Source organism: Ornithinibacillus massiliensis, from assembly GCF_018310345.1.
Classification (GTDB): domain Bacteria; phylum Bacillota; class Bacilli; order Bacillales; family Amphibacillaceae; genus Ornithinibacillus; species Ornithinibacillus massiliensis.
The window spans coordinates 1-18,510 of record NZ_JAGXBY010000004.1 but is presented as its reverse complement, the minus strand read 5'-3'; the positions used below and the strand labels follow the sequence as shown (position 1 = coordinate 18,510).

Sequence of the window (18,510 nt, the reverse complement as noted above, 5' to 3'; positions counted from 1 at the left end):
TCCTCACTTTTGGTAATCTTATATTATGATCATGTTATGATGGACAAAAGGGGTGAAGAAGTTGCCAGCAAAAATAAGCCGAATAACAACACAACAAAAGAGTAAACAACGTTACAATATTTATTTCGTTGAAGGTGACGGTGATAAGTATGCCTTTAGTGTTGATGAAGCAATCTTGGTGGAATTTGGACTCCGAAAGGGACTTGAGCTAGATGAAGCAACGATTGATCTCCTCATCCGAAAAGATACAATCCAAAAATCCTATCTGTTAGCAATCAATTATTTAAGCTTCCGAATGAGAACCAGACAGGAAATATATGATTATTTAGTGAAAAAGGAAGTAGAGCCCGAGCATATTATAATCATTATCGATCGTCTCACGAAGGAAGGATTGATTAATGATAAACAATTTGCTGAAGCCTTTACTTTAACTAGAATAAATACAACCTCAAAGGGTCCTCTATTAGTAAAACGAGAATTAATTGAAAAAGGAGTTGCCCCATCGATTGCGGAAGAAGCTGTAACACTTTATAACTATGATACACAATTTGAGAAAGCAATGAAATGGGTAAACAAAAAAATAGGCTCCAGTAAGAAAGAATCTTTTAACAAAAAAATCGAGCAGCTACGAATCATTCTAGTCCAAAAAGGATTTACATCGGATGTGATAGGTGAAGTTTTATTATCAGTAGTAGATGAGAAAGATAACGCTGCAGAATGGGAATCACTAGTATACCAAGGCGAAAAGCTTGTCCGAAAACACTCTGCTAAAAAGTCAGGATACGAGCTAAAAATGAAAGTAAAAGAAGGTTTATATCGTAAAGGATTTCAAATAGATTTAATCAATAAGTTTATCGATGAAGAGATTGAAGCGGGATTTTAGGGACTTGCCAGGGAACAAGTCCCTTGTTTTTTAGGTATTGTAAATTAGGGGGAGATGCGCCTATGCGAGAGAAGGATGAGCCCGAGTGAGAAGTAGATGCACCCAAACGAGAGATAGATGTGCCCAAAAAGCCAAGCGACAAAATACATGCCCCCAAACTCCCGCCCCAGCGTCAGCCACCCTAAATTCCTCTACTTATCAATCACAATCTCCAAACGGCCATCATCTTCTGCATAAATTTGTTTCGCTACGACTTCAGGACTTTTTAGACGTGAGGGATCGTTAACATGATGGGAATTAGACCAGAATGGTGTGTTCATTCCGCCCATGTAAACGGCAGTGATAGAGAAATCTTCATCTTCCCATTCTTTTTGTAGGGATTCTGTGAAGCCTCGGATAGCGAATTTACTAGCACAATAAAGAGATTCATTAACTTTTCCACGTATTCCTGCGGTAGAAATAATCGTTAGGATTCTACCTTTACTTTTTCGGATAAGTGGAAGAGCAGCTTGTACGGCTAGAATAGTTCCTTTTACATTTGTATCTAGAGTATTATCAATATCGTCAACCGTATAGTCCTCAACAGGTCCAAATACACCAGTGCCAGCGTTATTAATGAAAACATCTAGCTCACCGATACGCTGAAAGGCAATTTGAATAGAAGCATCTTCTCTTACATCACAGAGAACAACTTCTGCGTCAAATCCATTTTGAATTAGTTGATGTTGAACAAGCTGTAACGGATTATTTCTTCGTCCTAATAAATAAACTGTATAGCCATGCTTAGCGTATTCGAATGCTAAGGCCTTTCCTAGCCCAGTACCAGCACCTGTAATTGCAACTTTTGGCATTTATTTAGCCACCTTTTGTCTAATAGTAATGTATAACCATTTTAATTGTCTTAAAATGTTGATAAAATGTAAAGTGAGTTGAAGGGGGACTAGCTAAATGAATTATCGGTATAGTGATTTATCTGTGGAGCAATTACTTGCTTTAGTAGGAGAATTTAAAGAAAAAGCCCAAAAGGCAGAGCAATTAGGTAATATTAGCGAAGTTCAAATATATGAAAGAAAAATGCAATTAGCTTTAGCATATACATTAAATCCAGAAGACTTTAAACCAGGGAGCACATACGAGTTCCGTCATGACCCAGGTCACCGGTTTAAAATTAACTATTTAGAAGGGGTTTTTGCATGGGGGCATCGCATCAATCTATTGGATGAAGTATATGAAAAAGAAGAGGCGATTCCAATTTCTTTATTAGGGAAAAAATTAGATAACTAATAGAAGAGAGCTCTGTTTAGAAAAGGAGCTCTTTTGATTTTAATAAAAATGGAGAGAAGCGGTAGAACTATGCTTCTCTCCTTGTTCACTATACTGGACTATCGCCAACATATAATTTGTTTTGCAGCTTATGTTCTGAAAAAATCCAGCCTGTATAAGAACTAATTATCTCGTGATCGTTATTGATTTGCACCACTGCAACGAATGGGTAATATGTTTTAGAGCGATATCTTAAATCAATAAAACGTAACTCAGTATAATCATCGTATGCACTAATCTCCCAACGGTATATAGGAGAGAAGGATAAAAATGCAGATATATTTTTATCCTGCATGGCTATATCAATAATCGGAGAATTAGGTAATGGAACTTTTTCAAACTCATCCACAATTTCAATATGGCCATCTTCCACTATTCCGACGTAGAACTTAGTTGGTGTTGTAATGGCAACTCGCCAGTAATTTTGCTTTAAGGTTGGTGAAGTTGCTATTTCCGTTGTATCTGGAATGAATTCATGGATAGTTTTAACAATTTCTTTTTTCTCCATATAACGCTTGATGTAATATAATATAATTACTGCGTAAATGATTAAAAAAGTAATTCCAGGATTTGCTCCTATTATCCAAGCCACTATCCCTGCTACATGTAGGGTGAAAATATAAGGATCAAAGGTATTGATAAAACCAAGGGCAATCCATTTATTTGTAAAAGGACGAAATGCTTGTGTACCATAAGCATTGAAAATATCTACAAAAACATGTACGAAAACCGCAAATGCTGTCCATCCCCATAGATGCCAAAAATTAACTTGAGGAACAAACAAGTGGATAATCGTTGCGATCAAAACACCCCAAGTAATAACGGCAGGGACAGAATGGGTAACTCCTCGATGATGTCTAATATAGGTTGCATTATTACGTAATTTTAATACAGTATCGAAATCTGGTGCATGTGAACCAATAATTGTACCGACTAGGACTGCGTTGAATAAGACCGGATCATTACTCACGGCCGGGTCGAGCGTTGCTAGGCCTGCTAAGGCAACCCCCATAACAATGTGGGTTCCAGTATCCAAATCGAATTCCTCCTATAGAATCTAGATTGAGGTTTAAATTTTTCAGTGTGTTTTTAGTGTACCATAAAGGAAGTGGTTATATGACAGTTCAGGATAATCCGTTACAGAATTTTAATATTTCTGCATTTCAAAATGATCTTTTAACTTGGTATTATACAAACAAGCGAGACTTACCATGGCGACAGGATCAAGACCCCTATAAAGTGTGGGTATCAGAAATTATGCTACAACAAACAAAAGTGGATACAGTTATCCCGTATTTTAATAATTTTATTGAAAAATTTCCTACAGTATATGATCTAGCAGCTGCTGAAGAACAGGCCGTATTAAAGGCTTGGGAAGGATTAGGGTACTACTCCCGTGCCCGTAATTTACAACATGCAGTGCGCGAAGTAGTGGAAAATTACGGCGGGACAGTTCCTGATGATTCGAAGCAATTAGAAGGATTAAAGGGAATAGGATCTTATACAAAGGGCGCAATCCTTTCTATTGCCTATAATCAACCAGAACCTGCAGTTGATGGAAATGTCATGCGTGTGTTCTCTCGAGTATTAAATATTGATGATGATATAGCTTTACCTAAAACAAAGAAATTATTTGAATCGGTTACAGGAGAAGTTATCTCACATGAGGATCCCTCATCCTTTAACCAAGCAATTATGGATCTTGGAGCAACCATTTGCACCCCAAAATCCCCTGCGTGTTTAGTATGTCCCGTACAAGAGCACTGTGAAGCATTTAAACTAGGCATTGAGCAACAATTACCGATAAAAACAAAAGCTAAAAAGAATAAAAAAATGCCATATGCAGTATTATTACTACGAAATGAAGAAGGTAAAGTTGCCATCGAGCAACGACCGGAAGAAGGCTTATTGGCTAATCTTTGGCAATTCCCGATGGTTCCATTGCAAGAGCTTGAAATGGAATTACTAGAAAATTGGTTCTATGCCCATTATGGGGTAAGAGTTAAATTAGGAAAGAAACAAGGGGAATTTAAGCATGTATTTTCACATTTAACATGGGAGCTTGGTATATATCCAGCAGTCTTAATGGAGCAGGCAGAACAGGTTACCAGTCTCACGTTTGTTGATGAAGCAGAGTTAGGAAATTATCCATTCCCAGTTTCTCATCAAAAGATGATGCAGTTTTTATAAGAAATATACTGGAGAAAAACTTCCAAAATATACTATTGAATTACCTTCATAATTACGCTTCTATCTGGAAATAGTATTTATTGTTGGAGGTGATAATAATGGCTAAAAATCCTAACAAAACTGTTTCTGGTACTAATGTACAAGAAGTAAAACAGCAAAACGCGCAATCTAAAGCAGGTCAAGGACAATTTGGTACAGAATTTGCTTCTGAAACAAATGCTCAAGAAGTTAGACAGCAAAATCAACAATCTCAAGCTAATAAAAAATAACGACTACCCTCGAAGTAATGAAGAGCTTCCTTTCTCCCGGAGGCTCTTCTTTTTGCTTATCACATTGCTTAATGCTTTATATTTTATTTGACACCCCTTATAATAGATAGAAAAAGTTAGACAAATTGTCGATTTATAGGATGTGTAAGTAATTTATATAATGGTTTAAGTAATTAGAATGGGAAGGGATTAGATGGTAGCTCCGAGGGCTGGTACAGATTTAAAAATTCAAAGCTATAAACATAATGGCAACTTGCATCGTGTTTGGGAAAGCACGATTGTGTTGAAGGGAACGGAACAGGTTGTAATCGGGGCTAATGATAAGACAAATGTGTTAGAAAGTGATGGGCGTACCTGGATTACAAGAGAGCCTGCTATATGTTACTTCCATTCCAAGCATTGGTTTAATATAATCGGTATGCTTCGTGACGATGGTATCCATTATTATTGTAATATTAGCTCTCCATTTGTTTATGAAGAAAATGCAATAAAGTATATTGATTATGATTTGGATTTAAAGGTCTATCCAGATATGACGTTTGATTTATTAGATGAAGATGAATATCAACTTCATAGGGATGAAATGAATTATCCTGGAGTATTAGACCGAATTTTATACAATAATATGGCAGAACTACAGCATTGGATTCAGCAGAGAAAAGGCCCGTTTTCACCTGGTTTTGTTGATCAATGGTACGAACGTTTTCTTACATATAGATTTTAAGTAGATTTCAAGTGCAAATAGGTCATGATAACCTTGTTACATGTGTAGCAAGGGTTTTGCTTTTTTTTATAGGGAAAGCATAATAATCGTGCCATGCGACATAAAAAATACTATTGTATTCCGTTTTTCACATCAGAAGTTAGAGAACAATAATTCTAGAAAAAAATAAACAGAAAGTTGATGTTTTATGAGCAGTATAAAACAATTCATGGAATATGTTAAACCATATAAATGGAAAATTATCGTTACCATCGTTATTGGGATTGTGAAATTTGTAATACCACTATTAATTCCATTAATCATGAAATATGTCATTGATGACATTATTGGTCATGAGACATGGGGGACTGATGAAAAGCTTACCAACCTCTTCTGGATTATGGGTGGAGCATTTGTCATTTTTCTTGTTCTACGTCCACCAATTGAATATTATCGTCAATACCTTGCCCAGTGGGTAGGGAATAAAATACTTTATGATATAAGAGATAAGCTATTCGACCACTTGCAAAAATTGAGCTTAAGATACTATTCTACGACAAAAACCGGCGAAATAATTTCCCGGGTAATAAATGATGTCGAACAAACAAAGAATTTCGTTATCACGGGTTTAATGAATATATGGCTTGATCTGATAACAATATTTATTGCCATTGGTATTATGTTATCGATGGATGTTGGTTTAACGATAGTTTCGATTATTTTATTCCCGATATTTGGCTTTTCCATTAAATATTTTTATGGGAAATTACGTCGCCTGACAAGGGAACGTTCTCAAGCATTAGCAGAGGTACAAGGGCATTTACACGAGAGGGTGCAGGGTGTTCCGGTTACCCGAAGCTTTGCATTAGAGGAATATGAGCAGAAAGAATTTGATAAAGAAAATAGTAAGTTTTTAAATAAAGCATTAGAGCATACGACTTGGAATGCTAAGACCTTCGCCGTAACCAATACAATAACCGATTTAGCGCCGTTATTAGTAATAACCTATTCGGGTTATCAGGTAATCGTAGGTAATTTAACATTAGGTACCATGGTAGCATTTTTTGCTTATTTAGAAAGGGTCTATAGTCCATTACGTAGATTGATAAACTCATCTACTGTACTTATCCAATCGATTGCTTCTATCGACCGTGTATTTGAATTTATGAATGAAAAGTATGATATTGTCGATAAACCAAATGCAGTCAAAGCAGGTCGTGTTCATGGCGATATTGAGTTTGATCAAGTGTCCTTCCAATATGACGATGAAAGTACTGTGCTGAAGAATATTAACTTGAAGGTTCACCAAGGTGAAACAATTGCCCTTGTCGGTATGAGTGGTGGAGGTAAATCAACATTAATCAGTTTGATTCCCCGTTTTTATGATGTAACCGGAGGATCGATAAAAGTGGATGGAATCGATATCCGTGACTATGAAGCAAGAACACTTCGTAACAATATCGGTATGGTACTTCAGGATAATATATTATTTGGGGATACGGTAGCTAGGAATATTCGTATGGGGAACCCGCATGCAACAGATGAAGAGGTTAAGGAAGCGGCAATAGCTGCCAATGCCCATGATTTCATTATGGAACTACCACAAGGATATGATACATTAGTAGGTGAGCGTGGTGTGAAGCTATCTGGAGGACAAAAGCAGCGTATAGCAATTGCTCGTGTTTTCTTGAAGAATCCACCAATCCTTATCTTTGATGAAGCGACTTCTGCGCTAGATTTAGAGAGTGAGCATACGATACAGGAAGCGATGGAAAAATTAGCCTCCGATCGAACAACGTTTATAGTTGCCCACCGACTGGCAACTATTACTCATGCGGATAGAATTGTCGTAATCGAAAATGGGGAAATAACGGAAGTAGGATCGCATACTGAACTTATGAAATCAAAGGGAATTTATTATGATTTGTATCAAGTACAACACTTTGATGACTAATGGAAATAATTGTTCCTAGAAAGAGAAACTTTTTAAGCGTATCATACGTATGAAATAGAAGTATGGTGAAGGGGGTGAATACAGATGGTACTAGATTTTCTATTTGAATTCTTTGGTGATTTTTCACCATTTTATCTATATGTAAGTGTATTACTTTCCGCTATATATGTTATTCGTTGGTTCCCTGAATTTGAATTCTTTTTCAATAAGCAGGTGGATATAAGAGACCACTACCGATTATATGGTAATTTTGAGCCTGTACTTCATCAAGTGAATGAAATTGTAGAGAGGCGTAATTGGTTAGCGATTATTACGAAACGAATCGAAGTACCAGATGATGATGAAGAAGGAGCTCTTTCCTCTTTTTATAAATTTGTTAAAAAACGAGGAGGAGCACAATGGAAAAACAATCTGTATTCACTAACTTTAAGAAAATCAGCCTTTTCGGAGGCATTTTACTCATAATATTTCTAGCTGGATGTTCTGGGAATAGTTCATCCGAGTCAACAGGATGGTTTAATCACATTTTTGTAGACAGCTTTTCTACCATAATAAAATCTATTGCAGTATTCTTTCATGATAATTACGGTCTTTCTATTATTATCATCACCGTATTAATTCGAATAGTCATTATGCCATTTATGATTAAACAAACAAAGAATAGTATGCAAATGCAAGATAAAATGAAAATTCTCAAGCCTGAGATGGAAGAGATTCAGGCTAAATATAAAGATAAAAAAGACCCTGAATCACAAAGAAAGCTTCAACTAGAAATGATGCAGCTCTATCAAAAGTATAATTTCAATCCACTTGCGTCTTTTAGTGGTTGCTTACCGATGCTTATTCAGCTTCCATTTCTAATTGGATTCTACTATGCTATTCGCCAAACACCAGAAATAGCAACTCATTCATTCCTATGGTTTAACTTAGGAGAAACGGATTTCATCATGGTTGCCATCGCTGTATTGGTTTACTTCATTCAGTATAAGGTGTCACAAATTGGACTTGATCCAAAGATGAAAAAGCAGATGGCATTAATCGGATTGATATCACCAATTATGATTGGAATTATTTCGCTAAATACGCTAGCTGCTTTACCATTGTATTGGACAGTTGGAGGAGTCATCGTGATTATACAGACCTTAATTTCGAAACGAATATATTTAGCTCATAAGCGACAACAGGAAGAATAATGAAAAGCCACCAATAAATCACGGATGATGTTATTGGTGGCTTTGTTTTTAACGTAAAATGTGTAAGAGCACTATAATGTTACTCGTTGGCTTCAATATAAAATCCATCTTTAAAAGTAGTTAAGGCAACTGTATGACCATCTTTTTCGTAAATTCTCATAGCCCCCATTTGATCCACTTGCTTCCAGCCAAACAGTTTTAGATGTTCTACATAAAGTGTATTTATTCCGATGAAATTGAAAGAAATTTCATGGTCACTGTACTTCTTATCAACCTGTGCAATTATTGGAACTGGAAAATGGTGTACAGTTGAATGCTTCAAACTTCCAAAAACGAGTACGAAAAAAAATAGGAGAATAATTCCGCCTTTTATTAACTGCCTTCTTGATTTCATTTTGTTTCCTCCGCATGTATTAATCAATGATCATTGTTTTACGAGATATCACTAAGCTAAATAAAAAGCTAAGATGGAAATAAATAAAGGCAGGAACGATTCCTATTAGTACAGTTGGTAAAATGGTACTGCTTGAGATGCTACCTTGACTAAAAGAGAAGATAAACATGGTAACGATACCGCCTAATGTATAAACAATAATCGATAGAAAATATTCTTGTAGTAAGCTACTTATCTTTAATTTCTCAAGTAGGTATACATCGACAATGTAGGAGCATATGCCTCCAGCTATTAGAAAGATCGGAAGGGAGATAAGAAAAGCAATGAAGAAGTAGTCAAAGAAAAGTAATCCAATAATTAATGCACTGAATACTGTTGCTAAAGATTTCTGAAGGAAATACATTGAAAGCACCCCACTCTTTTAGAAAATTATACCATATTGGAATATGAAAAAACACTTGTGATAAATTTATCACAAGTGTTTTTGGGATTAGTTAGAAGCCATTTCTTTAAAGGCATTCCCCACTGCTTCAATTGTTTGGTCGATATCAGCTTCTGTATGCTCTGTTGTAATAAACCAAGCTTCATATTTCGATGGAGCAAGGTTGATTCCTTGGTTCAGCATTAGTTTAAAGAACGTAGCGAATTGTTCGCCATCACTCGCTTCTGCGCCCTCATAATCAGTTATTGTATCCGTACTTCCAAAGTACACAGTTAAAGCACCACGTAGCCTATTAATGGAAAGTGTCATTCCAAATTGTTGTGCTTTTTCTAGTATCCCTTTTTCTAGGCGGGCACCAAGCATGTCCAATCTTTCATAAACACCATCTTGTTTTAAAACTTCTAAACAAGCAATTCCTGCTGACATGGAAGCTGGGTTTCCTGCCATTGTACCAGCTTGATAGGCAGGCCCCAGTGGTGCAACTTGTTCCATAATATCCTTACGACCACCATAGGCTCCAATTGGTAGTCCGCCACCGATAATTTTACCCATTGCTGTCATATCTGGTTCAATACCATAGACCTGTTGTGCACTTCCATAGGTAAAGCGAAAAGCAGTGATTACTTCATCATAAATGACAAGTGCTCCAGCCTCGTGGGTTAGCTCATTTACTGCTTGTAAGAACCCTTCTTTCGGCTCAACGATACCGAAGTTCCCTACAATTGGTTCCACTAGAACACAAGCCAGCTGATCGCCCCATTTATCCAACGCATCCTTATAAGCATCAATATCATTAAACGGAACTGTTATCACATCTTGTGCAACCGATACAGGAATACCAGCAGAGTCTGGTGTGCCTAAGGTTGATGGGCCTGAACCAGCTTGTACAAGTACAGCATCAAAGTGGCCATGATAGCTCCCTGCAAATTTAATCACTTTCGTACGACCAGTGTATGCTCTAGCTACCCGAATAGTTGTCATGACAGCCTCTGTACCAGAATTAGTGAAGCGAACCTTTTCCAATGATGGAATGGCTTCTTTTAACATTTTGGCAAACTGATTTTCTAATGGAGTAGGTGTGCCGTATAGTACCCCATTTTCCGCTGCCTTTTTAATAGCTTCTGTAATATGTGGATGTGCATGACCAGTAATAATCGGGCCATAAGCTGCTAAATAGTCAATATACTTATTGCCATCAACGTCCCAGAAATATGCTCCCTTAGCACGTTCCATATAGACAGGCGATCCACCTCCAACCGCTTTATAAGCTCGAGATGGTGAATTTACTCCACCAACAATATGTTGTTGCGCTTCTTCATGAAGTGCTTCAGATTTAGTAAAGTTCATCATTTTCCTCCTATGTAAAAAGCATGCTAGTTTTATTTCACGTTACTTATTGTATCGCATTCAACTTGAAAATAAAATGACAAGCCCTCGGAACTACTAGCATATTATGTAGTAATGCTTATAAAAGAAGAGGGAGATTGTATGAGTATACTACCATGGTTATTGGTAATCGTTGTAAGCTTCATTATTGCTAAAAGTATCTATGGATTTGTTATAGGAGAAAAGGAAATCATGGGATTCCGAATAAAGGAGCGGAGCTTTTCCATTGAAATGTTCACTTCTTTAGTGATTACCTATACGATTGTCATAATTGGATTTGGTTTAATTTATTTTATCCTTTCCTTTGAAGGGATTTACTTGGTTGAAGGTGGGGAATTAAGGAAGGTCAGTCCAATTGGATCTTTGATACATTCGATGTATTTTAGTGGTGTTACGATGTTGACGATTGGTTATGGTGATATTACCCCGATTGGTATTGGAAGATTACTTGCGTTAATTGAAGCATTAATTGGCTATATTTTACCGACAGCATTTGTAATTCATTTTGTCAATTCTAATCAGGAGCGGGCAAGAGAATAGCATTCCACTTATCGTAATGTTATAGTGAAGGTGAATTAAAGTTTTGGAGGTTTTATAAATGACGTTAGAAATAGGAAAACCTGCCCCTTCCTTTGCCCTTCCTAACCAAGAAGGAGAAGAAGTTCGTTTAGAGGATTTAAAAGGAAAGCATGTTGTGTTATATTTTTATCCGAAGGACATGACACCAGGATGTACAACAGAGGCTTGTGATTTTCGTGATAATCATGAAAGCTTTAAAGAGCTTGATGCTGTAATCGTGGGTGTTAGTCCAGATCCAGTTGCAAGTCATCAAAAATTTAAAACAAAGCACGAACTACCATTTTTACTTTTAGCTGATGAGGATCATAAGGTAGCAGAAGCATATGATGTATGGAAGCTCAAAAAGAACTTTGGTAGAGAGTATTATGGTGTAGAGCGCTCCACTTTCATTCTTGATAAAGAAGGTAAACTTCAGAAAGAGTATCGTAAAGTGAAAGTGGATGGTCATGTGGAAGATGCACTGAACTTTATTCGTGATAATTTAGTATAATCGTATAAGGGGACACATATTTTAGTAGAATCTAAGTATGTGTCCCTTTTGTGTATCATCATTTTCAGGTGATTTATCGTTACCAAAATTTGAAGACTGATTATATTACTTTTCTATTACATAGTTATATAAGCCTAACGCTTTGAATACGTATTTAGTAATAGGATTTGTACAATGTAAAGAAAGGTATGATCAGAAGATGCTAGAGTCTGCCAAAACGAAAACAAATTATTTCATCCATATCAATCTTTATTTCTTTCTTAAAAGACTATCAGATATGATCGTGTGTACCATTCTATTTCTCTTTTTTTTACCTCTATTCTTATACATTTGTATACGAATAGCGAAAAAAGAAGGGAAGCCTATTTTCAATCGAGAAGTACGAGTAGGGAAAAATAATCGGACGTTTGTCATGTGGTCCTTCCGTACGATGACAAACGGATCCAAGGTCATTCGCCAGCTTCCGCCATATCCATTTCCAAGCTCCTGGGATAACGGCGTACCGAATTACTTTAAGATAATCCGGGATAAACATGTTACGTACACGAGTACAGGACTGTGGTTAAGTAAGTATCATTTAGATAAATTACCGCAATTGATTAATGTAATTCGAGGGGATATGAGTCTAGTAGGACCAAGCCCAGAGCGACCAGAAATAGTTGATTATTACAACCGCCAGCAGATGAAGCGTCTTAAAGTTCGACCTGGATTGACCGGCTATGCTCAAATAAAAGGAGCTACCAATGAAAAGCACGGTTTGAAAATAAGATATGATCTATACTATACGCAGAACTGCTCCTTTAAGCTAGATGCCATGATTTTCTTTCAATCTATCAAACGTTTGTTTAAAAAGAAAGACTAATATTGCGTAGCCAGTATCTCATAGTTGGGATCTGGCTTTTTTTGACAGATAGGAACGTATCAAATCAAAGCGTCTAACTCCGAGCGCACGAAGCTTTTCTGATTTAAGTTGTTCAATCTTTCTAATGTGTTTATTATGGAGATAGGGATTAATAGTTATTATAAAGGGGGAATTTAGCTTGGTTATTCTTTTCTCAGCAAGTATTTCAGAAAAACATCAGCACACATTGGTAGAAAGCTATCCGAACGTGGAGTTTATTTTTACAACAGGTATGGAAGAAGCGGAGCAACATTTAGAGAAGGCTTCTGTACTAGTAACATATGGTGATGATGTAGATGAGTCGAAACTAGAAAGGGCTGCACAACTAAAGTGGATCATGGTGCTTTCAGCTGGTGTAGAGCAATTACCTTTTCAGCAAATAGAAGATAGGGGAATTCTGATTACAAACGCTCGCGGTATTCATAAAACTCAGATGGCCGAATATAGTCTTTCTATGATGCTACAAGTGTATAGACAAGAAAAAACGCTAATGGAAAATGAAAAAAATCATAAATGGGATAAATCAGTACGCATGAAGGAAATAACAGGGCAAACACTTCTCGTCTTAGGCACGGGAGCAATTGGACAGGAAGTAGCAAGACTTGCAAAAGCCTTCCAGATGACGACAATTGGTGTTTCTCGTAGTGGAAGACTAGTAGAGCATTTTGATCAAGTATATACAATCAAAGCGATTAAAGAGGTACTACCAAGCGCAGATTTCATTGTCTCAGTCTTACCAAGTACTGCAGAAACAAGATACCTATTAACAGAAGAGCATTTTATTCTGATGAAACATGATGCTGTTTTTATTAATATAGGTAGAGGTGACCTTGTTAGAACGGAAACCTTGTTACAAGCTGTTAAAGAGCAGCAAATTGCCCATGCGGTATTAGATGTTTTTGAGCAGGAACCTCTTCCAGAAGATAGTCCGCTATGGGCAGAACCAAATATTACGGTAACACCACATATCTCTGGACAGTCACCAAACTATATGGTTCGAGCATTAGCGATATTCCAGGAAAACCTAGATAAACTACTGAACGGTGAAAGTGACTACGTTAATAAAGTTGATCCATCTAGGGGGTATTAAAATGCGAATTTATACAAGATCAGGTGATAAGGGCTTAACTTCATTAGTATATGGAAAAAGAGTGCCAAAGAATGATCTTCGGGTAGAAGCATACGGAACTTGTGATGAAGCCAATTCCATGATTGGTCTTGCATCCAGTCTACTAGAAGGAGAGAGCTGGGAAGGGAAGGCTAGTTTTCTAGAGCAAATGCACCGGGTTCAAACGATTCTTTTCCATGTTGGTGCAGAATTAGCAACACCACCGGATAAGGAAGTAGTATGGAAGCTTAAGAAAGAGCATATTGAAGAGCTAGAAAAGCAAATTGACGAGTGGGATCAGCATTTAGATGCCTTAAAGCAATTTATTCTACCGTCAGGCCACCGTGCATCAAGTGCACTCCATGTGGCAAGAACTGTAACACGTCGAGCCGAGAGACTAGCAGTTGGTCTGGTAGAAGAATTAGCTAATCCTTTAGTTGTATCCTATTTAAATCGATTATCTGATTATTTATTTGTCGCAGCTAGATATGTGAATAAAGAATTAGGTGGGGAAGAGTTACCGCTGAATACGGAAGTGTAATTTATTGCTCTAAATTATATTGGCACATTATATTCCAGAGCAAGTAAGAAGCACTAACAACATCTTAGATTTTAATATTATCTAATTCATTGTCTATGCATTTCTGTTTGAGACACGGGCAACTAAGTTATAATATTTATCCATTACAATATACTAATATTGACAAGACTGAATGGATAGGCGTACACTAATTATAAATATTATAATATAATAATTGTATCAGACTTAGAAATTCTCACGAAAGCGAGGTGCATGACGTGTCAGAAAATAGACTTCAAAAAGCAATTGTTGCATTGAAAGAGTCAGGGGTACGTATTACACCACAACGTCATGCGGTGCTTGATTATCTAATGAACTCAGTTATTCACCCAACAGCCGATGATATATATAAAGCACTAGAAGGAAAATTCCCTAATATGAGTGTAGCAACAGTATATAACAATTTACGTGTACTACGTGAAAACGGATTGGTTCGTGAACTAACATACGGCGATTCCTCGAGTAGGTTCGAAATTAATTTAACCGATCATTACCATATTATTTGTGAGTCATGTGGAAAAATCGTCGACTTTCATTATCCATCATTAGATGAAGTAGAATCCTTAGCAGCAAAAGTGACCGGATTTGAAGTTAGTCATCACCGAATGGAAGTATATGGAACTTGTGAAGAGTGTAAACAGCAAAAAGGACATAAACATTAATGTAATGAATAGCCCTGCTCCAATGATGGTAGCAGGGTTATTTTTATGCTAAATGGACTAATACCCATTGCCTTACACTATTGATAAACCAAATCTTACTACAATTAGAAAGTTCCTCTATGCGAATAACTCGTTCTGAGATTGTTCCTTCATTCAGTAGTTTTTCTCGATAAGTTCCAGCTAATAGACCAGACTGTACAGGTGGTGTGTATAGCTTTCCTGCAAGTTCGACGACGACATTACCACGGGTGAATTCTGTTATCTCATGATGTTCATTCCATAATAAAACATCAAACACATCATCTACCTCACCCAGAAGTTTTTCGTAAACGATACGATTGGTTGTTTTATGATAAAGAAAAATATCATCCTGGGATATCGCATGTTTCGCTAATGAAACAGGTTTCCCGTCGTTAACAACAGCCTCTTCCTTTGTGACATCTACGGCTAACTCTCCGTTTGGATAAAGTATAACTCGTACCCTAAAGTTCCCATCTGGATGTCTATTGGCAATGTCATGGAGCATTTCCATTAGCTGCTCCTGGTTGAATTGAAATTTAAAATAGGAAGCGGAGCGCTTAAGCCTTCGTAAATGATTATCCAAAACATGATAATCCCCATCGAATAAACCAATCGTTTCTATGAGCTGGAAATCGTTATTTGCATTAGACAGTACCTTTGCTTTAGTTAATACTTCATTATACTCTTCATCTTCCTTAGAGTCCCAAGTAATTCCGCCACCAACACCATATGTAGCCTGGCCATTATCGTCAATGACTACGGTTCGGATTGGGACATTGAAAATTGCTTCTTGTTCCGGAGTTATAAATCCAATTGCTCCACAGTAAACCTCGCGCGGAGTAGTTTCTTGATCATGAATAATATTCATCGTACTGATCTTAGGTGCACCCGTAATCGAACCACATGGAAATAATGCGTTGAATATATCTACAATCCCTATCTCATTATCAATTTCCCCTGTTACAGTAGAAGTCATTTGAAATACGGTCGGATATTCCTCGATAGTAAATAGTTCCGGTACCTTTACTGAGCCAGGCTTTGCTAATTTACCTAAGTCATTTCGTAGTAGATCAACAATCATAACATTCTCAGCCCGATTCTTCTCTGACTGAGAAAGCCATTTGGCATTTTCTTGGTCTTCTATTATAGTGTTCCCTCTACCAATCGTTCCTTTCATTGGCTTCGTTGTAATTTTTCCCTCTTTAAGATGGAAAAACAACTCCGGGGAAGCGGATAATACACTAAAACCCTCTATATCTAAATATGCGCTATAATTGGCGGATTGTGAACTAGCCAGTTGTTGGTAATAAGCAAAGGGATCCCCATGAAAATCGGCATCCATACGGATCGTGTAATTAACTTGATAGGTTTCTCCGTACTCAATATGTGTTTTGATTTGGTTGATAGAACGGTTGTATTCCTCCGTAGAAGTATTGGGCTTCCAATCTGTAGTATAGAAGGATCCAATTGATTTGTTAGCTATGTTACTAGTACCTTCATATATTCCAAACCATAAGAGTGGCATACGATTTGTATCAAATACTTTCATGGATTGTTCAAAGGCTGGTGCTGCCTCGTAGGATACATAGCCAGCAGCATAATAGCCATTATGAATAGCATCTTGAATCTTCGCTAAACTAGGAACAACTTGATCAATCTCATCAGTCGTTATAATCTCAACAGGGTTTTCAAAAGTAGTAGAAGTTCCATTAAAATCAAAATGAAGGAAGGGTTTATGTTTATTCATTCATTACGCTCCTCTTAGAACTGAGAAAATTATCTAATAATGCTAGGCCACTTTCGGAAAGAATAGATTCTGGATGACCTTGAATCCCTTCTATCGGATATTGTTTATGTCTTAACGCGGCAATATCACCAGCTTCCGTATAGGCACTTATTTCTAGGCATTGTGGAAAGCTGTTTTTATCTACTATAAGAGAATGATATCTTGTAATTTGTACAGGGTTTGCTAAATCTTTAAAAATTCCTTTTCCATCATGCTTAATAGAAGATATCTTACCATGTGTAGGATCGCTCGCCTTAATTACATTCCCTCCAAATGCTTCTGCTATAATCTGATGACCTAAGCAAACACCGAGAATTGGATAGTCTTGATACAGCTCCTTGACAATATCTAAACATATCCCAGCATTACTGGGATTGCCAGGACCAGGTGAAAGTAATATATGAGATGGTTGAAGAGTCTGGATAATGTCTAATGTTATTTCATCATTTCGAACAACAATAGTCTCTTGATTTAGCTGGTCTATATATTGAACTAAATTAAATGTAAAAGAATCATAATTATCTATTATAAGTATCAATGAAATTCCTCATTTCTAAAAAACATCGCTTTTCTTTCTATAATTATATTGATTATTTCTATACAACTCAGGCCGCTTGTAAAAATGCAAAAGTATTTAGATGGGGAGGGGAAAGATGTATTACTGTGCTAATTCTTAAAAAAATAGCATCTACCGATAGGCAGATGCTATTTGGTGTTATTATTTTTCTTCTGTTCTCTTTGGTATTTTCGAGAATTGTATTTTTCATCAAATTCCTTACCCTCGAGATCTTTATCTAATGTTAGTGGTTGTTTGCAATGCATACAAGCATCAACACGTCCTAGCATTTTGGTTGGCTTCTCACAGCTTGGACATATAATTGGAACTGCTTTAGTTGAGAGCATCCCTATCCAAAAGTATACTACTGTACTCAATACAATGGAGATGACGCCTATAAGAAAGAATATAGCCATTAACCAATCAATCTTCTTTACTAACAAACCTATGTACATAAAGCCAATTCCCGCAAATATAAGTATTAGGGCAAAGGAACGGATTTTATTGATTTTACTCGAATAAACTAGTTGAGCCATACAAATGTGTCCTCCTTATTATATATGTGTAGTATAGCATTTTTTTATAAACAATAGAATTGTTTTCCTATAATATGGACATAGTATATGAAAGGTTCATTGCACACGATAGCTTAGATATGAATAGAATACATTAGTAATGGTTGTTATTAAACGACATTAAATAAAAGTAAAAATTAGTGTTGACTTAGGTTGATATAAATGGTAAAGTTATATCCGTTGCTCAAATGACACGCATCATTTAGCGACAGATATTTGAAAACAAATTAAAAAAAGTGTTTGACATTATAATGGCAAACATGATATATTATTAAAGTCGCTGATTTGAGAAGCGATTCAAGAAAGTGAAAAACTTCTTGGAAAATGTTGTTGACATAATGTGGTCAACATGATAATATATAAAAGCTGTTGTTGAAATAGCGATAAAGATTTTGCTCCTTGAAAACTGAACAAAACAACCAGTATGTCAAGAAAAAACATACCCTGTTTTTTCTATTAAAGAATTACAGAAGCTAGCAGCTTCTTTGCTAAGAATTTACCTATGATTGATTGGT

The 18,510-nt window shown here is 36.5% G+C and carries 22 protein-coding genes; 14 read left to right on the top strand and 8 right to left on the bottom strand.

Features of this window, described 5'->3' with window-relative positions; translation table 11 throughout:
* Positions 1-61 precede the first annotated feature (61 nt).
* Positions 62-883, top strand: coding sequence for a recombination regulator RecX (gene recX / locus KGF86_RS12255; RefSeq protein WP_211742051.1), 822 nt, complete (start codon positions 62-64; stop codon positions 881-883).
* Positions 884-1,074: 191 nt separating this feature from the next.
* Here recX and KGF86_RS12250 read toward each other — a convergent pair whose 3' ends face one another.
* A complete protein-coding gene (locus KGF86_RS12250) occupies positions 1,075-1,734 on the bottom strand; it encodes an SDR family NAD(P)-dependent oxidoreductase (protein WP_186868851.1) in 660 nt (219 codons plus the stop codon).
* Between the two features lie 97 nt (positions 1,735-1,831).
* Between KGF86_RS12250 and KGF86_RS12245 the strand changes: the two genes are divergently transcribed.
* Positions 1,832-2,167, top strand: a complete 336-nt coding sequence (locus KGF86_RS12245; protein ID WP_186868850.1) for a YfhH family protein — start codon at positions 1,832-1,834, stop codon at positions 2,165-2,167.
* An 88-nt stretch (positions 2,168-2,255) separates the two neighbouring features.
* Here the strand turns inward: KGF86_RS12245 and KGF86_RS12240 are convergent, their stop codons facing one another.
* Complete coding sequence (locus KGF86_RS12240; protein WP_186868849.1) at positions 2,256-3,242, bottom strand: metal-dependent hydrolase; 987 nt, start codon at positions 3,240-3,242, stop codon at positions 2,256-2,258.
* A gap of 80 nt (positions 3,243-3,322) precedes the next feature.
* On the opposite strand from KGF86_RS12240, the gene mutY reads away from it, so the two are divergent.
* The 6 genes from mutY to yidC all read left to right on the top strand — a co-directional run bounded on the left by mutY (position 3,323) and on the right by yidC (position 8,515).
* Complete coding sequence (mutY, locus tag KGF86_RS12235; RefSeq protein ID WP_211742050.1) at positions 3,323-4,396, top strand: A/G-specific adenine glycosylase; 1,074 nt, start codon at positions 3,323-3,325, stop codon at positions 4,394-4,396.
* A gap of 98 nt (positions 4,397-4,494) precedes the next feature.
* Positions 4,495-4,665, top strand: coding sequence for a gamma-type small acid-soluble spore protein (locus KGF86_RS12230; RefSeq protein ID WP_186868847.1), 171 nt, complete (start codon positions 4,495-4,497; stop codon positions 4,663-4,665).
* A 193-nt stretch (positions 4,666-4,858) separates the two neighbouring features.
* On the top strand, positions 4,859-5,389 hold the full coding sequence (ntdP, locus tag KGF86_RS12225; RefSeq protein WP_186868846.1) for a nucleoside tri-diphosphate phosphatase: 531 nt from the start codon (positions 4,859-4,861) through the stop codon (positions 5,387-5,389).
* A gap of 187 nt (positions 5,390-5,576) precedes the next feature.
* The gene (locus tag KGF86_RS12220; RefSeq protein ID WP_211742049.1) at positions 5,577-7,322 is read left to right on the top strand and encodes an ABC transporter ATP-binding protein; all 1,746 of its coding nucleotides are present in this window, start codon (positions 5,577-5,579) and stop codon (positions 7,320-7,322) included.
* A gap of 84 nt (positions 7,323-7,406) precedes the next feature.
* Positions 7,407-7,787, top strand: coding sequence for a hypothetical protein (locus tag KGF86_RS12215; RefSeq protein ID WP_186868844.1), 381 nt, complete (start codon positions 7,407-7,409; stop codon positions 7,785-7,787).
* A complete protein-coding gene (gene yidC, locus KGF86_RS12210; RefSeq protein ID WP_211742048.1) occupies positions 7,721-8,515 on the top strand; it encodes a membrane protein insertase YidC in 795 nt (264 codons plus the stop codon). The genes KGF86_RS12215 and yidC overlap by 67 nt, the downstream gene beginning before the upstream one ends.
* A gap of 79 nt (positions 8,516-8,594) precedes the next feature.
* Here the strand turns inward: yidC and KGF86_RS12205 are convergent, their stop codons facing one another.
* The 3 genes from KGF86_RS12205 to KGF86_RS12195 all read right to left on the bottom strand — a co-directional run bounded on the left by KGF86_RS12205 (position 8,595) and on the right by KGF86_RS12195 (position 10,698).
* A complete protein-coding gene (locus tag KGF86_RS12205) occupies positions 8,595-8,909 on the bottom strand; it encodes a hypothetical protein (RefSeq protein WP_211742047.1) in 315 nt (104 codons plus the stop codon).
* Between the two features lie 19 nt (positions 8,910-8,928).
* Positions 8,929-9,312 carry a hypothetical protein gene (locus KGF86_RS12200; protein WP_211742046.1) on the bottom strand — a complete coding sequence of 128 codons (384 nt, stop codon included), beginning with the start codon at positions 9,310-9,312 and terminating at the stop codon, positions 8,929-8,931.
* A gap of 87 nt (positions 9,313-9,399) precedes the next feature.
* Positions 9,400-10,698, bottom strand: coding sequence for a glutamate-1-semialdehyde 2,1-aminomutase (locus KGF86_RS12195; protein WP_186868840.1), 1,299 nt, complete (start codon positions 10,696-10,698; stop codon positions 9,400-9,402).
* A gap of 141 nt (positions 10,699-10,839) precedes the next feature.
* Here KGF86_RS12195 and KGF86_RS12190 point away from each other — a divergent pair, with 141 nt between their 5' ends.
* From KGF86_RS12190 to perR, 6 genes are all read left to right on the top strand, one after another.
* Positions 10,840-11,277, top strand: coding sequence for a potassium channel family protein (locus KGF86_RS12190; protein WP_186868839.1), 438 nt, complete (start codon positions 10,840-10,842; stop codon positions 11,275-11,277).
* Positions 11,278-11,335: 58 nt separating this feature from the next.
* Complete coding sequence (gene bcp / locus KGF86_RS12185) at positions 11,336-11,806, top strand: thioredoxin-dependent thiol peroxidase (protein WP_186868838.1); 471 nt, start codon at positions 11,336-11,338, stop codon at positions 11,804-11,806.
* A 142-nt stretch (positions 11,807-11,948) separates the two neighbouring features.
* Complete coding sequence (locus tag KGF86_RS12180) at positions 11,949-12,668, top strand: sugar transferase (protein ID WP_211742045.1); 720 nt, start codon at positions 11,949-11,951, stop codon at positions 12,666-12,668.
* Between the two features lie 178 nt (positions 12,669-12,846).
* Positions 12,847-13,797 (top strand): D-2-hydroxyacid dehydrogenase, encoded by a 951-nt coding sequence (locus tag KGF86_RS12175; RefSeq protein ID WP_211742044.1) that lies wholly within the window; start codon positions 12,847-12,849, stop codon positions 13,795-13,797.
* Position 13,798: 1 nt separating this feature from the next.
* Positions 13,799-14,356: a cob(I)yrinic acid a,c-diamide adenosyltransferase gene (locus tag KGF86_RS12170; protein ID WP_211742043.1), complete on the top strand. Its 558-nt coding sequence runs from the start codon at positions 13,799-13,801 to the stop codon at positions 14,354-14,356.
* Between the two features lie 257 nt (positions 14,357-14,613).
* The gene (gene perR, locus KGF86_RS12165) at positions 14,614-15,057 is read left to right on the top strand and encodes a peroxide-responsive transcriptional repressor PerR (protein WP_186868834.1); all 444 of its coding nucleotides are present in this window, start codon (positions 14,614-14,616) and stop codon (positions 15,055-15,057) included.
* A gap of 43 nt (positions 15,058-15,100) precedes the next feature.
* Here perR and pabB read toward each other — a convergent pair whose 3' ends face one another.
* From pabB to KGF86_RS12150, 3 genes are all read right to left on the bottom strand, one after another.
* Complete coding sequence (gene pabB / locus KGF86_RS12160; protein ID WP_211742042.1) at positions 15,101-16,825, bottom strand: aminodeoxychorismate synthase component I; 1,725 nt, start codon at positions 16,823-16,825, stop codon at positions 15,101-15,103.
* Positions 16,818-17,402: an anthranilate synthase component II gene (locus KGF86_RS12155; protein WP_211742041.1), complete on the bottom strand. Its 585-nt coding sequence runs from the start codon at positions 17,400-17,402 to the stop codon at positions 16,818-16,820. Before KGF86_RS12155 ends, pabB begins: the two co-directional genes overlap by 8 nt.
* A 167-nt stretch (positions 17,403-17,569) precedes the next feature.
* Positions 17,570-17,956, bottom strand: a complete 387-nt coding sequence (locus KGF86_RS12150) for a YgzB family protein (RefSeq protein WP_186868831.1) — start codon at positions 17,954-17,956, stop codon at positions 17,570-17,572.
* Between the last annotated feature and the right edge of the window lie 554 nt (positions 17,957-18,510).

Bases quoted from the DNA above. Each gene is read 5' to 3' on its own strand.
- KGF86_RS12195 (WP_186868840.1), bottom strand. From the start codon at position 10,698: ATGAACTTTACTAAATCTGAAGCACTTCATGAAGAAGCGCAACAACAT.
- ntdP (WP_186868846.1), top strand. From the start codon at position 4,859: ATGGTAGCTCCGAGGGCTGGTACAGATTTAAAAATTCAAAGCTATAAA.
- KGF86_RS12215 (WP_186868844.1), top strand. From the start codon at position 7,407: ATGGTACTAGATTTTCTATTTGAATTCTTTGGTGATTTTTCACCATTT.
- KGF86_RS12205 (WP_211742047.1), bottom strand. From the start codon at position 8,909: ATGAAATCAAGAAGGCAGTTAATAAAAGGCGGAATTATTCTCCTATTT.
- KGF86_RS12200 (WP_211742046.1), bottom strand. From the start codon at position 9,312: ATGTATTTCCTTCAGAAATCTTTAGCAACAGTATTCAGTGCATTAATT.
- KGF86_RS12150 (WP_186868831.1), bottom strand. From the start codon at position 17,956: ATGGCTCAACTAGTTTATTCGAGTAAAATCAATAAAATCCGTTCCTTT.
- yidC (WP_211742048.1), top strand. From the start codon at position 7,721: ATGGAAAAACAATCTGTATTCACTAACTTTAAGAAAATCAGCCTTTTC.
- KGF86_RS12220 (WP_211742049.1), top strand. From the start codon at position 5,577: ATGAGCAGTATAAAACAATTCATGGAATATGTTAAACCATATAAATGG.
- KGF86_RS12170 (WP_211742043.1), top strand. From the start codon at position 13,799: ATGCGAATTTATACAAGATCAGGTGATAAGGGCTTAACTTCATTAGTA.
- KGF86_RS12245 (WP_186868850.1), top strand. From the start codon at position 1,832: ATGAATTATCGGTATAGTGATTTATCTGTGGAGCAATTACTTGCTTTA.
- pabB (WP_211742042.1), bottom strand. From the start codon at position 16,825: ATGAATAAACATAAACCCTTCCTTCATTTTGATTTTAATGGAACTTCT.
- KGF86_RS12190 (WP_186868839.1), top strand. From the start codon at position 10,840: ATGAGTATACTACCATGGTTATTGGTAATCGTTGTAAGCTTCATTATT.
- bcp (WP_186868838.1), top strand. From the start codon at position 11,336: ATGACGTTAGAAATAGGAAAACCTGCCCCTTCCTTTGCCCTTCCTAAC.
- mutY (WP_211742050.1), top strand. From the start codon at position 3,323: ATGACAGTTCAGGATAATCCGTTACAGAATTTTAATATTTCTGCATTT.
- KGF86_RS12250 (WP_186868851.1), bottom strand. From the start codon at position 1,734: ATGCCAAAAGTTGCAATTACAGGTGCTGGTACTGGGCTAGGAAAGGCC.
- KGF86_RS12230 (WP_186868847.1), top strand. From the start codon at position 4,495: ATGGCTAAAAATCCTAACAAAACTGTTTCTGGTACTAATGTACAAGAA.